Genomic DNA, 15,116 nt, shown 5'->3' on the forward strand with positions numbered 1-15,116 from the left:
CCTAAAAGAGTCAGATATTTAACTTTAAATATTAAATAAAATCTCTGACTTTTTGTAATGGAATTGATATAATTAATAACAGCTATAATTTATTCAAAAATAAGAAATAAAAATGAAAACAATATTAGGAAAATACTGCATCCAAGAAAATTCTGGATTATTACTTTTAAGTATGCCTACAGGTTTTGGGAAAACCCATAATGTGTTAGATTTTATTTATGAAAATTATCAGGTTTTTAAAGAAAAAAGCCGAAAAATTATCTTTATTACTAATCTGAAGAAAAATTTACCCTATTCAGATTTAGAAAAGCGTTTTACTGATCATGATAGAGAAAATGAATATCAAGAAAATGTTTTATTTATAGATTCTAATTTAGATTTTGTAATCAAAAATTTGCTTGATTTAGATCAAGAAATTCCTAAACAATTTAAAACTGAAAGTTATCAAAATTTAAAAAAGCAACTAGAAAAATTGGCTAAGTCAAAAAACAGTGATAAAGATTTTCAAGATTGGCTTAAAGCTGAAATTAAAGATAAATATGAACCCGCTTTTAGAAAAAGTATTGAATCAAAATTAAACGAAAAATCTAAAAAGAAACAAAAGCGTTTAGACTTAATTAAAAATGATCGTGATTATCAATGGATTGGGAAATTATATCCGACAGTCTTCACTGATGAAAAAACTATTTTATTCATGAGTATGGATAAATTTTTTCTCAAAAATTCCACAATTATTGAACCTTCTTATTATTGTTATCAAAAGTTAGCTAAAAATGCCTTAATATTTATTGATGAATTTGATGCTACTAAAGATAATATTTTAAATCAAATTATTAATTCAGGTAAAAAACATAAAATAGATTTAATTAATCTCTTTTTAAATATTCATAATCATCTTAAAAATACTGAATTTCCTGAATTTTTATTACAAGAATCAGAAGCAAGACAAAAATATTCTGGTAATAAAAATTGGAAATCTCTACGGGAAATTATAGAAGAATTTAAAAGAGATTCTCAACAAATTTTTAATGAATATAATTTACAATATACCTATAAATCTAATCAAGAAGATTCAAAAAAATCAAGAAATTTTTTATTTTATGATTATGAATCTCATCATGTTTTAGATCGTCATCAACATATTTTAATTGAGAGTAATAATGATGATAAAGCTAACTGGTTAAAAACAGTTTATAATAATAATGAGGATTTTAAATCCTATCCTAGACTTTCATCTTTAATAGCCAAAATAGGAGGTTTTTTAAGCTATTTTCAAAGAGGAGTTAGCTTTTTAGCACAAAATTATCAAAATCTTAAAAAAGAACAAGGAAATGAGATTTTTTCTATTGAATTTGCCGTTAGTTCAGTGCTTGATGGCTTTAAAATAGATAGGGAAACAATTACATTTTTAACCTCGAATATTATCGAAAATTATAACCCTTTTCAATCCAATCAATCAAAAACTGACCAAACAATTAATCAATTACAAAGTTTTTATGAAGTGGGTTTTAAATATCATGATATTGTAGATAAAGATGAACATGATTTAAGTTCAAAAATTTACTTTTATAACTTTAATCGTACTCCCGAATCATTTTTAGCTAAAGTTTGTGAAAATGCAATGGTAATCGGAATTTCTGCCACTGCTAGTATGGATAGTAATATTGGTAATTATGATCTTAATTATTTAAAAAACTGTCTGAAAGATAATTTTTTAAATTTATCTCAATCTGAAATTGATCAGCTAAAAAATGACTATAACAAGTTAACTCAAGGCTATGATCAAATAACAATTAAACCTCAATTTATTGGTACAGAATCAAAAGATGATGCTTTAGAAATGCTTGAAGAAATGTTAGATGATGAAGAAACAGCTAACAGTTTATTTAATCAATGTCAAGGTGATAGTAAAGATTATAATTTTTGTCGTTATGTCAAATTATTAGAAACATGGTATTATTTTAATAATAATGATTGTCAAGCTTTTATTTGTTTCTTAAATAAATTTCCTAAGTCGGGGGATTCTTCATTTAATCTTGATGTAATATATAAATATTTTTGTTATGTAAATAATCTTTCTGCTACTAAAGAAAATATTAAATCTATCAAAAATCAAGTTGTAATTTTACAAAGTAATAATTTTGATGAAGATTTGAAAAAATTAAAAGAAAGATTAGGAAAAGGAGAAAGAATTTTTATTATTTCTACCTATCAAACTTTAGGGGCTGGAGTTAATTTACAATATCCTATTCCTGAAGATTTTACTCCTATTAAAATTAATGATTTTGACAACAGATCCCAAATGGATATTAACGGAGTTTATTTAGAAAAACCAACTAATTTAATTGTTTCTCTCAATCAAAATAAAATTGAAGATAATGATTTTATTAAACATCTTTTTCAGTTAGAATTTCTTTATGAAAATTATATTATGTCTCGTAATCAATTTAAAAATAAATTAGATGAGGCCTTTCATAAATATATAGGAGAATCTTTTTATTGTGGAAAACATGAAGATAGAATTGATCTTTATCAAACAGAGGCATTTACTAAGTTTTTAAATAAGGTAATTATTCAAGCATTAGGGCGAATTTGTCGAACAAATATGAAAGCTCCAACTATTCATATTTTAGCAGATCATGGTATAAAAAAATATCTCAATCGTGTTCCTTTACCTGAAGATATTATTCCCGTTAAAGAATATGATCAATTAGTTGCAGAAGCAAAACAAACTATGATAGTAACTGATGAGATTGAAGAAGCACAAATTAAAGCAGAAAATAGAAGTCATAAAGCTTTTAAATATATTAACAGACAATTAAATAGTATTTGGGATGCTAAAGGTATTAAACAATGGCAATCTTTAAGAGAGCAAGTTTTAATACAACCAACTATTATTAATAAACAAGATTGTCCTAAACAATGGGATAATATTTATTTAGAATTACCAACACCTAATTATTCTTATAGATTTAACCAGCAAGATGATTTTGGTAAAGTTGAAATTTTCTTTTCTGATGATGAAGGAGATTATGAAGTAAGTGAAAATACATCTCGTTTAACACAATTAATGAAAATTGATTTATTAAAAGAATTATTTGAAAATTCAGGTTATGCTACTAATTTTGAGCAATCTGAATTAATGATTAATCCGCCAATTTTTAATAATATTTATAAAGGGGCTTTAGGGGAAGTTTGTGGTAAACATATTTTAGAAACACAATTTAAGCTAAAATTATTAGAACTTGATGATCATGAATATGAAAGATTTGATTTTAAAACTGAAGATGGAATTTATTTTGATTTTAAATTTTGGAGTGATACTTTCGATCGAGATGAAACGCAAGAATTAGAAAAAGTTAGAGCTAAAATGAATGAAATAAATGCTCAAAAAGTATTTATTATTAATATTTTAGCTAAAGAAGATCGAAAATTTATCCCTATTACTTCTGATAATGGTACAATAATTAGAGTTCCTTTTTTATGTCAAAATAATAATCTTAGCGATCAAGCAATTAAATATTTATTAGAGGAGTTAAAATAATGACTATTAAAACAAATCGGTTTCAACTTTCATTTAATATTGAAAATATTAAAAATGATTTTATTTTCTTACGTTTTGATCGTGGAAAAAATGGTAAATGGTGGGGTGCTAAAGAATTAGATTATCTAATTGGTGATGATTATAAAGCGATGTCTGTTTGTTATACTCAAAATTACGCTTATGCTATGTTCGATCGTCAAAAAAATAATGGTTATGAATTAATAAACAGATTAAAAAATGATAGGAATTTTAACAAAGTTTCTGCTAAAGAACTTAATCCCGAAGCTATTAATAAAAAAGATGATAATTCCATCACAGCAGAGGCTTTAGCACGTTTACTATTAAATTCTTTAGGCTCATCAAGATCAAAATTTAGCGATCGCAATTTTTCTAATCTGACAGGTGCTTTATTAAAATTACCTAAATTAGATCATGATAAATTTGATAATTCTATTCAAGTAGGTGAAATTAATTTTGATTATATTAATAATACTAATAATGAATTTTTATTAAATGTTAGTATAGCAACTTATCGCCTTAAATTTGATATTATAAAAGAATTTGATACTGCTACAGGAAAACGTAAAAAACAAATAGAAAAATATTTAAAACGTCCTAAATATGTTATTGATACGGGTAAAAATATCTTAAGAAGATGGCTTAATTCTAGTGAAACTAACCCAACACAAACGTATATTAAAGCAGGAAAAAATGGAAAAAAAGCTCATCAAGATTTTCTTGATTTTAGTGATTTAGAATCTTTTAATATTAGCAGAGCGGGTATTTTACATCAAGTTATTAATGATATTAAAAAACATTTATCACAATATCTGACACTAGAGTTTATACTTATTGAAATAGATCAAGCTCTTGAATTTGATCCTCAATATTTTATGTTAAAAGAAGCAAAACAATTACATTCTATATTAGAAGGGCAAAGAATTAATATTATTGATTTCGTTAATAATGAAGATTCAGAAAAATTAGTTACGACTCTTGAAAAAGAACTTAAAAAATATTTTAAAAATCAATCATCAATTTCTGTTAGTGATCAAGAAATTGAAGGTATTTTAAATTTGAGAATTATACATGATGAAAAATATTATCAGAAAAATAAGATTGAAGATCAATATTTAGCATCTAATCAATTGATTCAAAGACAAAATATTACCATTGAATCGGTAAAAACTGCATCTTCCGCTATTGTTAAAACTTTGATTAAAGAATTAATTATTAAACAGGATCTTAGTAATCAAAAAATTTCCCTTTTTGATTGGAGTAAAAGATTAAATTTACAATCTAATAACCATAATTCTACTAATCAATTAACTACTCAATTAAATCTTTTTGATTCTAATTTTAATAAACAATTAAATCATCAAAAAGATTGGATTTTTGCCATGTTTGGCGATCGAGATGAAGACAATGATCAAGATAATGAAGATCAAGAAAAACAAATTTTAACTTTTATGACTATTCATAGTGATGGAAGTTTTGAATTTGAAAATTTAGATACTAATGATACCTTTTTTAATGATCATCAATATGAAGATTATCAAAAATATATTGAAGAAGCCATAACTAAAGAAGAAAAAACAAAATCATCTTTTAAATTTGAAGGTTTTATTCTTGCTGATACAGGTGATATTAATTTAATTTTTCGTTCCGATGAAATTACCTTACCTCAATTAGAAAAAATTAAAAATGATTTAAAAGAAAAAGATCGTCCATTACCTGAAGATAAAAGAAATGGAATAGTATTATCACATTTAATAAAAGAATTTATCTATCAACATCCTGATTTGAATAAAGATAAATTAAATAATTTTTGTAAAATTTTAGAACAAAAAAGATATAGTGAATTAAAAAAAGAAGAATTTAACAAATTGTTAACTGAAAATTTGGGAAAAAATAGTAATGAAGCTAAACAATTAAGAAAATATTTATTAGAAGAATATCATATTAGATTGATTTTTTCTAAAAGTAAAGAAAATTTAGATTATTTATTTGATAATTCTTTAAATATTAAATATTTTGGGGAAACTGAAACAGACGCTTATTATTTTGTAGGTGATCGCAGTGATAATTTACAACATTTTTCTTTTAAAGATGCTTGTCATATCCGTAAAATTGTAGCGGTAGAAGGATCAAAATTAATCTTTCAAGAATTATTAAAAACTATGGATGTTGACTTTGTGCGCACAGGGCAAAGTACAGTTATTCCTTTCCCTTTTAAATATATTCGAGAATATCAAAATCTAAATTCTAGTCTGCCTCAATAGACTTTGTTTAGATAACCAAGCCTGTAAGGGTTTGGGGCAATTAATACCTAACAACAAATAACAGATAATTATGAATCAAGATCAAACAAGATTACCTCAAGAAATTACCTTAAAATCTCTTAATTTATATGAAGATCAATTATTGAATGCTTTGGCATTTTTTAGAACAAAAAGAGAGATTTCTAGTCAGGCACGTCACTGTTTATCTATGTATTTAAGAAGCAGTGAAGCTAGAATTATGAAAGAAGTAGAATTTTATGCTCGTCATTGTGGAATTAGTGGGGAAGAATTGTTAGATTTAATGTATTATGCACCCGATCATGCCCAAACTTTAATTAAAGGAATTATTGAGGATGTTTAATAAATAAAAATAACAATTATTAAACAATAATTATAGTAATCCTAAAGAAGTTGTAGCAAATTTAATTTTTTTTAAGTACAAAAACATTTTAGGATTACCATAGATGTCAAATAATTAAGTTTGTAATTCTTCTAAACGGGTTAAAACTTCCTGACTATGGATCACTGGGCGCACATCTAAGAAAATTTCTCTTAAAATTCCCTCTGGATCAATTAAGAAGGTGTGACGAGAGGAAATAAAGCCCATCCATGAGCCATACGCTTTACTTACCTCCCCTTTGCGATCGGCTAACAGGGGAAATTTTAACCCTTCAGAGTCACAAAACTCAGTATGAGATTCTAAATCGTCTGCACTAACTCCGATAATTTGAGTATTTTTAGCAATATATTTAGGTAAATCTTGTTGAAAACGTCTGGCTTCAATGGTACATCCGGGGGTAAAATCTTTGGGATAAAAGTATAAAACCACCCATTTTCCTCTAAAATCAGATAGGGAAATTTCCCCTTCTCCTGTATTACTAGGTAAGGTGAAATTAGGGGCATTTTGATTTAAAGGAGGTAATTTTCCGCCCATCGCTGAGGCTTGGGGGGTAAAATTTAACCAGATTAAAGTTGTTAAGAAAAGTGAAAAAATGAGACGAAGAAAAGATTTTAGATTTATCATATTTTTTTGTTATTTATTATTAGTTATTGTTGATTTAAGATTAGATACAGGCATGATGCCTGTACCAGAGGTAAATGTTAACTATCAAGATAATCTTGCAGTAAATTCATTAAATTATTAATCCCAGTTTCCGGTATTAAATCAAATAATTTTACTGTGAATTTTCCTCCACCTAAAGTAACAGGAATTTCTTGTAAAATTTCGATTACTTTTGATTTACTTAAACAGTCATCTTCTAAGAGAGGGTAAACTTTTTGAGTTAAGGGAATGTGTAAATGAGCATCGGCTAAATATAAATGCCATTTAGCCACATCAAGATAAATATTTTCGCCTATTTCGGCGGCCAGCTTTTCCATTTTTAAGGGTAAATTAGTCATTTTCTTTGGGTAAGTATTTTGCGATCGCTGTAATATATAATAAATTTAACAAAATCAGACCTAGCCAAATTTCCGTAAATAAATTTAACCATGGCCAAGCGGTGTGTTTAAAAATATGAAAAAACCACAGGCCAGAGTTAACGGCACTAAACAGGGCAAAATGCACAGCAAAATTAATCCGATCTTCTAAACGGCGGTATTCAGGATCGTTGCGATCAGGTGGTTTTGACCAACGTGGAGGCATAATTTTTAAGCATAAAAATGAATTAACATATATATTATATTGATTGATTACCTTCTTTATTTATTTAATTACCTTGGAAACTAGATATATTAAGGCTTTCAAGCTTTTTTATCTATTTGATCAAAAAAAAGTTAACAAAACCCCTTGTGTAAATCAAGAAAATGTGTTATATTTCATAAATGTTAAGGACGTGTAGCTCAGTGGACTAGAGCACGTGGCTACGGACCACGGTGTCGGGGGTTCGAATCCCTCCTCGTCCGTTTTAAATTTAATATTAGATATTACCAAATTATTGTTTTGATGGTAGTAGCCATTTTGTTTATTTTTATGAAATTCACAGAGGCAATGTAGATTAATTATAGGTAAAACTTATAATAGAACAATACAAGGAGAAAAAACCCTTCTCCTGCTTATCATATATTAATTCAGCAACGCCGATCTATAATTTGGTATTTATTATTTAATAATTGACTTTAAAACTTGAAACGAAAAGACCCGGAGTACACGCCTATGACAAGCATCCCGTATTGCTGCTACCTTCCGGTCCTGACAAGGTTTGGGCGTTGACATCGCATGAGTCCGAGTCATTTAGTAATATAACATAAAATTAAAGATTAATCAAGGCCTTGAAATAAAAAACTTAGTAAAAAAATCGGAGATTAAAAAATCTCCGATTTTTGGGAAGTGATCTAACAAAAGATCAGTGAATAATAATTAAACTAAACTAGCTAATTTAACATCATTATTCATCAATAAATCTTGTAATTCTTCAGAGTCAACGGTTTCTTTTTCTACTAACATATCTGCTAGACGATCTAAGACTTGACGGTTATTAATTAAAACATCTTTGGCTCTGGTGTAAGCTTGATCTACTAATTTTCTGACTTCTTCATCAATAGTAGAGGCGGTTTCATCGGAAAAATCTCGATCGGAGGCTATATCACGGCCTAAGAAAATATTACCACTTTGACGACCTAAAGCCACAGGGCCTAAGCGATCGCTCATCCCAAAGCGGGTGATCATTTGACGGGCAACACGGGCTACTTGTTGTAAGTCGTTAGAAGCCCCTGTGGTAACTTCTTCTTCACCGAATACAATTTCTTCAGCGATCCGACCACCTAAAGCCACGGCCATTTGATTTTGTAAATAGGCACGGGAGTAAAGTCCTGAGTCCATGCGGTCTTCACTAGGGGTGAACCATGTTAAACCTCCGGCACGGCCACGGGGAATAATACTAATTTTCTGCACGGGATCATAGTCGGGCATTAATGCACCTACTAAGGCGTGTCCGGCTTCGTGATAAGCTACTAAAGTCTTACGTTTTTCGCTCATGACACGGTTTTTCTTTTCAGGCCCTGCTAAAACTCGATCAATAGCGTCATTAACTTCATCCATTGAGATCTCGGTTAAGTTACGACGGGCGGCTAAAATAGCGGCCTCATTTAATAAGTTAGAAAGGTCTGCACCTGTAAAACCGGGGGTACGACGGGCAATTTTTTCTAAGTCCACATCTTTCGCAAGGGTTTTTCCACGCGCGTGAACATTTAAAATTTCACTGCGGCCAGCGTAGTCAGGGCGATCAACTACTACTTGGCGATCAAAACGGCCGGGACGTAATAAGGCCGCATCTAATACATCAGGGCGGTTAGTAGCGGCAATAATAATAATGCCTGTATTGCCCTCAAAACCGTCCATTTCCGTTAATAATTGGTTTAGGGTTTGTTCGCGCTCATCGTTACCGCCACCAAGGCCAGCGCCCCGTTGACGACCCACTGCATCGATCTCATCAATAAAGACGATACAGGGAGAGTTAGCTTTTGCTTGTTCAAATAAGTCACGCACACGGGAAGCACCCACCCCAACGAACATTTCCACAAACTCAGAACCGGAAATACTGAAGAAGGGAACTCCAGCTTCTCCTGCAACGGCTCTAGCTAAGAGGGTTTTACCAGTTCCGGGAGGCCCTACGAGTAAAACACCTTTAGGAATTTTTGCACCAATGGCGGTAAAGCGATCGGCATTTTTAAGGAAGTCTACTACTTCAGTTAATTCTAATTTAGCCTGTTCAATTCCGGCTACATCACCGAAAGTAACTTGAGTTTGAGGCTCCATTTGTACCCGTGCTTTGGACTTGCCAAAGTTCATGGCTTGAGAGCCTGGCCCATTTTGGGCGCGGCGTAATAAAAAGACTAAACCCACTAACAATAAAATCGGTACAAATAAACTACTTAAAGCTCTAAACCAGAGATTATCAGTATTAAGGGGTACAATTTCGATATTAACTTTTTTATCGCTTAAAAAATCAATTAATTGGGGATCATTGGGTAGGTTAACTAAATAGCGTTGACCATCTTCACTGGTTGCCAATGCTTGGGTGCGATCGGCACTAATTTCCACTTTGGCTACCGCCCCTTTTTGCACTTGGTTGATCATTTGGCTATACTTCCAAGTGTTTTGGGTGGGAGGCTGTTGGTCTAAAAATGCTGTTCCTAATGCTATAACAACAATGGCTAAGAGTACATATAATCCGGCATTACGCCATTTTTTATTTTTGTTCACGCTGACTATCTCCTCAGAGAATTTTTAAGATTTTGGTATAAATTAAACTCTATTAACTTATGTTAACTGTTTTTCATCTAATAATCCACAATTTATCAGAATAACCTGATCTTCTTTAGACACGGGGGGTTTCGACTTTTTCCTCAACGGAAAGTTTTATCAATAAATATAATTTATTGACAATTTACTTGATAATTGATCAAAATTTATTCAAAATTTATCCTAAAGATGTAAACTTTTCTAACATTAGATGTTCTAATTTTGTAATTAATTGATCAAGATTAAGATTAAGTTCTTTAAAACAATTTTGAGGGGGAATTTTTGGCATAAAATTAATTAATTTAACTTGACCTTCACCAATGGCAATGATCACAATTTCTATTTGGGGATCATAATTATCAATAATTCCCAATATTTCCTGTAAATTACCATTTACATTTTGATTTAATTGTTCAATTGCTGTTCTTGAACAGGCAACAAAATGAGGTTTTGGTTTTAAATCTATACCCAATATTTCAGTTTTATTTTGCCATTCTTGAGTTAATCCCCAAGCTAAGGCGGATAATTCTTTTTCATATTTTTGCACAAATTGATCTAATTCAATTCGCCATTGATTATCTTTTGTATTAGGAAGATTTTGATTTAAGTTAAACATAATGATTAGTTATTTGTTATTTGTTAATCAAAAAAATTTACAATTTAGCTGTTAATTTGTGTAAGATGTAGCCTTTATATTGTATATTAACCGAAAAAGGTAATTATGATTAAGCAAAATTAAATTATTATGAAAAATAGCCAAAATTCCGATTATATCTTGACAGCGATCGCTTTAGGAAGTAATTTAGGTAATTCTCAAGAAACATTAAATTTAGCTTTAGAAACTATTGCTAAAACTGAAGGAATTACTCTTAAAAAATATTCAAGTTTTTATCAAACTGCTCCCATCGGCCCTGAACAACCTGATTATGTAAATGCTTGTGCTTTATTAGAAACTACTTTAACCCCTTATCAACTGTTAGAAACTTTACAAAAAATTGAGTATGAATTTGGTAGAGTTCGCCTAGAAAGATGGGGGGCAAGAACTTTAGATTTAGATATTATTATTTACGGTGATTTAATCTTAAATGAACCTGATTTAATTATTCCTCATTTGTTAATGAGTGAGAGAGCATTTGTGTTAGTTCCCTTGGCAGAAATAGGATCAGATCTAATTGAACCAAAATCAGGTTTAACGGTTAAGCAATTATTAGCAAATGTTGATCAAACTGGAGTTAATTTAATAAAGTAAAAGTCCCTTTGTTAAGCTGAAATTAAAAGTCGGGGATTTTTTTATAACATAAAATCCCCGATTTTTCTGGTTAATTTTTAGGCTTTAAATAACATCATTGTATCTAAAACGGCTTTAATTTTTGGTACTTCATGAGTCCGAAATAAATCGGTTTTACCTAGTGCCGCTAATACACAAAAATAAGACTCTGCACTTCTTACTTCCTCACCAAAACATTCAAAAGCATGGGGTAAAGCATTACACACGGGAAAGCCTAATTTTCTCAATCTAAAACTATTTAAAAATGTTCTCATTTGAAAACTAATTCTTAAAGAACTATCCTGTAAATTTTTATAATAAAAACCTAAACCTGCATCTATAAATATTTTTTTAACTCCTACTTTGGTGGCAATTTCTATCTCTTTGGCAAAATAATCATACATTAAATTAATCGGATCATCGCCAAAATTAAAATCACCAACTTCCCTAACATTTTCACCTTGAACATAACAAATAATTACACCAGCGTCAAATTCTGCTACTTGTTGATAAATTTGTTTACTATCAGAAACTCCCGTTAAATTAATAATATTTGCTCCGGCTTTTAAACATTCCCTTGCTACTTCGGGATAATAGGTTTCAATTGATGTAATAATACCTTCATTATTCAAAGCTTTTAATACGGGTAAAAGTTGAGATTTTTGTTGTACATCTTCCACTCTTTGAGCGTGTTCAAGAGTTGATTCTGCACCAATATCAATAATATTAGCACCTTGTGCATTTAAGACAATTCCTCTACGAATAGCCATTTGTGCATTAAGGCAAACACTTTCCCGATACCAAGAATCACTAGAAAGATTGACAACCCCCATGATAGCGGGTTTTGAGTTAAAATTAAATTGTTGATTACCAAGGGAAAATTCCTCTACTTTAATATTAAGAGAATCTTGATATTTTTCGTTAAGTTGCTGTAAATATTCGAGGGTTAACATGATTTGATTTTTCCTTTTTTAATGGTTATAAATTAGTTAAGTTTATAATATTATATAATTAATATTAACTGATTACTGATTACTGTTTACTTTTATAAATTCCAACCCCCTGAAACCTCTAAAACTTGTCCGGTGATATACTCAGCACACGGATCAATAAAAAACCATACCGCCCGACACATTTCATTTAAGGTGGCCGCCCTTTTTAAAGGCAATCTTGGCACGATCTCCTCAATATCAAAAGAGTTTTCCGCAATCCCCGGCGCAATAATATTGGCCGTAATTTTCAGAGGTGCTAATTCTTTAGCGAGGGATTTAGTATAAATAATCACCCCACTTTTCGCCACAATATAAGCCGTATTCAGATTACAAGCTTTAATATTGTGAGAATTAGCACAGGCAAAATTAACAATTCTGCCCCCATTAGCCTCTTTTAAATAGGGAATTGCTGTTTGAGTTATATAAAAAGTTGAGTTTAAATTAGAGTCTAATGTGTGTTTCCACGTCTCAAAACTAATTTCTGAAGGTAAATTTTCAGAATAATCCCCCACATTATTAACAATAACAGATAAACCGCCTAATCCCTCAGCCGCCTTTTCTACTAAGGATTTTGCCTGTTGAGGATCAGTAACATCCCCTTGTAGGGTAATCGCTTTAACTCCATATTTGAGAGCTTCATTTTGAGCATTAAGAGCTTGTTCATAACTATTACGATAGTGAAAAGCCACATCAAAACCTTTACTGGCAAGATCAAGAGCGATCGCTTTACCAATACCTACGGCAGAGCCAGTGATCAGAGCTTTTTTTAGCATAAATATCTAACCTATTGATAATAATAATCCTGATTGATAGTTCTGGCAACAATCGCTCCAGAAGCTACAGCAGTAGCAACACAAGGATCTCGATCATTAACGAGATCACCACAAGCATAAATGTTAGGAATAGAAGTACGCAAAAATTGATCAGTTTTCAAATAACCATTGTCACTCAATTCAAGTGTACCAAAATTTGCTTTTTCTAATAAATCATTAATACTTTTAATATTAGGTTGAAAACCAAGACGAAAACATAAAAAATCAACTGTTAATTCAACTTCTGGAAGTACAATCACAATTTGATCTTGCTTAATTTTAAATTGACAAATTTTAGCAGGTTGATAAAGAATAATTTTGCCTGTTTTAACTAATTCTAATATATTTTTTTGATTAATGCCAAAACCACAAAAATTAGACCGAACTAATAGATAAACTTTTTGAATCTGATGATTATTTGCCAATCGAATAGCTGTAACTAACCCATTATCACCTCCACCAATTACCCCAACTTTTTTTCCTGATAAATTACTAACTAAAACAGGAGTTTGACCTGGATCAAAACAGACCTGATTAGTATTAATAATAGATGCAGAACCTTCAATATTTCTAATAGATTCTTGTTTTTTTATTGTTTGTCCTGTGGCAATAACTATAAATTTTGCCATAATAGTTCTCTGTTTAGTAACAAGGTAAAATTGATTATCTAATTTAGATAACTCAACAATTTGCTCATTCAAAAAATAAGTAATATTTTCTTGTTTAATATGATTTTCAAAATGAGTTGCCATTTCTAAACCTGTTTTTTTAGGAATGCCTAAATACCAAACATTTTCAAAATTACTTAATTTTTGTAATCCTCCGAGATAATTATTTTTCTCCAAAATTATAGGAGTAAAATCTAAATATTTTAACCAGAGAGCCGTTGACATTCCAGCCGGACCGCCACCAATGATTAATACATTTTGAGTCATAATTTTTTATTAAAATAATAATTATTATAATTTTTGACAAAGATAAATTCCTTCTTCTTGATTAGGTGCTTCCCAATATTCTACCACATTAATATTATATTCTTGAAGAATATTTTTTAATTTTTCTGTTGTATAACGATAGGAAAAAAATAACTGTATTTTATCATGTTTGTGCCATTTAATTGTTTCTTCATCTAACTGTAATGTTACATATTCATTAAGTAGAAAATGAGCATTAATGCGTTTTAAATCTGAGATTTTTTGATCATTTTCAATGGTAAAATTAATTTGACCATTACTTTCAATAATTCCCGCATCATTAAGAATAGTTATTAACCAATCTTTAGTTAAATTATTGTCATATTGGGGCATAATTTTCTTAATTCCTGTTAAATAATCATTGCCAGGAGCAAGATTAGCGCTCATTAATAAAAGATCATCTTTATTAAGAAAATTATTTAAAATTGGCAAAATTTCATCGGGAGTAAAATTAGGAATCATCCCAAAAAAAGTAATAATTTTTTGACTATTATTTTGTTGATCAAGTTGTTGAATTAAATTATCAGCATAAAGTAAATCACAAACGATAGGCTTAACTAAAACTTGAGGATAATTATTTCTAGCTTTTTGTGCAGAAATAACAGCTAAGGATAAACTAACATCAATGGGATAATAAATTAATTTTTTATTTGTAGTAACTAAAGAAGATAATAAAAGAGTATCTTTTGTGCCACCTCCTGAGCCTAAACCAATTAATTCTACTAGGGAATTATTATTAAGAATTTGTGCTGTTTTTGCAAAAGATTGTTCATAGGAAACTACACAATCTTGATTATTACGAGAAGGGGAAAAAACTTGATGAATTTTTAACCATTTTTGACTTTGTTTAACACTATCATAATGAAATTTATGGGGAATGTTTTGTTGTTTAAACCCTGCTAAATAATCTTGATAAACTTGATCAGGAAATTGACTAGAATGTAAGTAAACTTGTTCAAAATTTTGGTTTTGTTCAACTGTCATAATAATATTGTTTTAAGA

At 29.7% G+C, this 15,116-nt stretch carries 13 protein-coding genes, 1 tRNA gene and 1 other RNA gene; 5 read left to right on the top strand and 10 right to left on the bottom strand.

What is annotated here, in order from left to right; translation table 11 throughout:
• Positions 1-112 precede the first annotated feature (112 nt).
• The 3 genes from Anndu_RS16165 (at position 113) to Anndu_RS16175 (ending at position 6,187) form a co-directional block, all read left to right on the top strand.
• Positions 113-3,544 carry a hypothetical protein gene (locus Anndu_RS16165; RefSeq protein ID WP_464102175.1) on the top strand — a complete coding sequence of 1,144 codons (3,432 nt, stop codon included), beginning with the start codon at positions 113-115 and terminating at the stop codon, positions 3,542-3,544.
• Complete coding sequence (locus Anndu_RS16170; RefSeq protein WP_464102176.1) at positions 3,544-5,826, top strand: hypothetical protein; 2,283 nt, start codon at positions 3,544-3,546, stop codon at positions 5,824-5,826. The genes Anndu_RS16165 and Anndu_RS16170 overlap by 1 nt, the downstream gene beginning before the upstream one ends.
• Positions 5,827-5,896: 70 nt before the next feature.
• The gene (locus Anndu_RS16175; RefSeq protein ID WP_464102177.1) at positions 5,897-6,187 is read left to right on the top strand and encodes a hypothetical protein; all 291 of its coding nucleotides are present in this window, start codon (positions 5,897-5,899) and stop codon (positions 6,185-6,187) included.
• Between the two features lie 114 nt (positions 6,188-6,301).
• On the opposite strand, the gene Anndu_RS16180 is transcribed toward Anndu_RS16175, so the two are convergent.
• The 3 genes from Anndu_RS16180 to Anndu_RS16190 all read right to left on the bottom strand — a co-directional run bounded on the left by Anndu_RS16180 (position 6,302) and on the right by Anndu_RS16190 (position 7,471).
• Positions 6,302-6,850: a peroxiredoxin gene (locus Anndu_RS16180; protein ID WP_464102178.1), complete on the bottom strand. Its 549-nt coding sequence runs from the start codon at positions 6,848-6,850 to the stop codon at positions 6,302-6,304.
• 77 nt (positions 6,851-6,927) lie between these two features.
• Positions 6,928-7,227 (bottom strand): DUF3181 family protein, encoded by a 300-nt coding sequence (locus Anndu_RS16185; RefSeq protein ID WP_464102179.1) that lies wholly within the window; start codon positions 7,225-7,227, stop codon positions 6,928-6,930.
• Positions 7,220-7,471, bottom strand: a complete 252-nt coding sequence (locus Anndu_RS16190) for a hypothetical protein (protein ID WP_464102180.1) — start codon at positions 7,469-7,471, stop codon at positions 7,220-7,222. The genes Anndu_RS16185 and Anndu_RS16190 overlap by 8 nt, the downstream gene beginning before the upstream one ends.
• 186 nt (positions 7,472-7,657) lie before the next feature.
• Here Anndu_RS16190 and Anndu_RS16195 point away from each other — a divergent pair.
• Positions 7,658-7,731, top strand: a tRNA-Arg gene (locus Anndu_RS16195).
• Positions 7,732-7,960: 229 nt separating this feature from the next.
• Here the strand turns inward: Anndu_RS16195 and ffs are convergent.
• The 3 genes from ffs to ccmS all read right to left on the bottom strand — a co-directional run bounded on the left by ffs (position 7,961) and on the right by ccmS (position 10,685).
• Positions 7,961-8,057, bottom strand: an RNA gene (ffs, locus tag Anndu_RS16200) — signal recognition particle sRNA small type.
• A 128-nt stretch (positions 8,058-8,185) separates the two neighbouring features.
• On the bottom strand, positions 8,186-10,030 hold the full coding sequence (gene ftsH3 / locus Anndu_RS16205) for an ATP-dependent zinc metalloprotease FtsH3 (protein WP_464102181.1): 1,845 nt from the start codon (positions 10,028-10,030) through the stop codon (positions 8,186-8,188).
• Positions 10,031-10,247: 217 nt separating this feature from the next.
• Positions 10,248-10,685, bottom strand: a complete 438-nt coding sequence (ccmS, locus tag Anndu_RS16210; protein WP_464102182.1) for a beta-carboxysome assembly chaperone CcmS — start codon at positions 10,683-10,685, stop codon at positions 10,248-10,250.
• Positions 10,686-10,814: 129 nt separating this feature from the next.
• Between ccmS and folK the strand changes: the two genes are divergently transcribed.
• Positions 10,815-11,318 (top strand): 2-amino-4-hydroxy-6-hydroxymethyldihydropteridine diphosphokinase, encoded by a 504-nt coding sequence (gene folK, locus Anndu_RS16215; RefSeq protein ID WP_464102183.1) that lies wholly within the window; start codon positions 10,815-10,817, stop codon positions 11,316-11,318.
• Between the two features lie 77 nt (positions 11,319-11,395).
• On the opposite strand, the gene Anndu_RS16220 is transcribed toward folK, so the two are convergent.
• The 4 genes from Anndu_RS16220 to Anndu_RS16235 form a co-directional block, all read right to left on the bottom strand.
• Positions 11,396-12,289 carry a dihydropteroate synthase gene (locus Anndu_RS16220; protein ID WP_464102184.1) on the bottom strand — a complete coding sequence of 298 codons (894 nt, stop codon included), beginning with the start codon at positions 12,287-12,289 and terminating at the stop codon, positions 11,396-11,398.
• Positions 12,290-12,381: 92 nt separating this feature from the next.
• Positions 12,382-13,101, bottom strand: a complete 720-nt coding sequence (gene tmpR / locus Anndu_RS16225) for a bifunctional dihydropteridine reductase/dihydrofolate reductase TmpR (RefSeq protein WP_464102185.1) — start codon at positions 13,099-13,101, stop codon at positions 12,382-12,384.
• Between the two features lie 11 nt (positions 13,102-13,112).
• Entirely contained in the window at positions 13,113-14,075 is a 963-nt protein-coding gene (locus Anndu_RS16230) for an NAD(P)/FAD-dependent oxidoreductase (RefSeq protein WP_464102186.1), read from the bottom strand.
• 24 nt (positions 14,076-14,099) lie between these two features.
• On the bottom strand, positions 14,100-15,098 hold the full coding sequence (locus tag Anndu_RS16235) for an L-histidine N(alpha)-methyltransferase (protein WP_464102187.1): 999 nt from the start codon (positions 15,096-15,098) through the stop codon (positions 14,100-14,102).
• Positions 15,099-15,116: the final 18 nt, after the last annotated feature.

The organism is Annamia dubia NIES-4383, assembly GCF_055394725.1.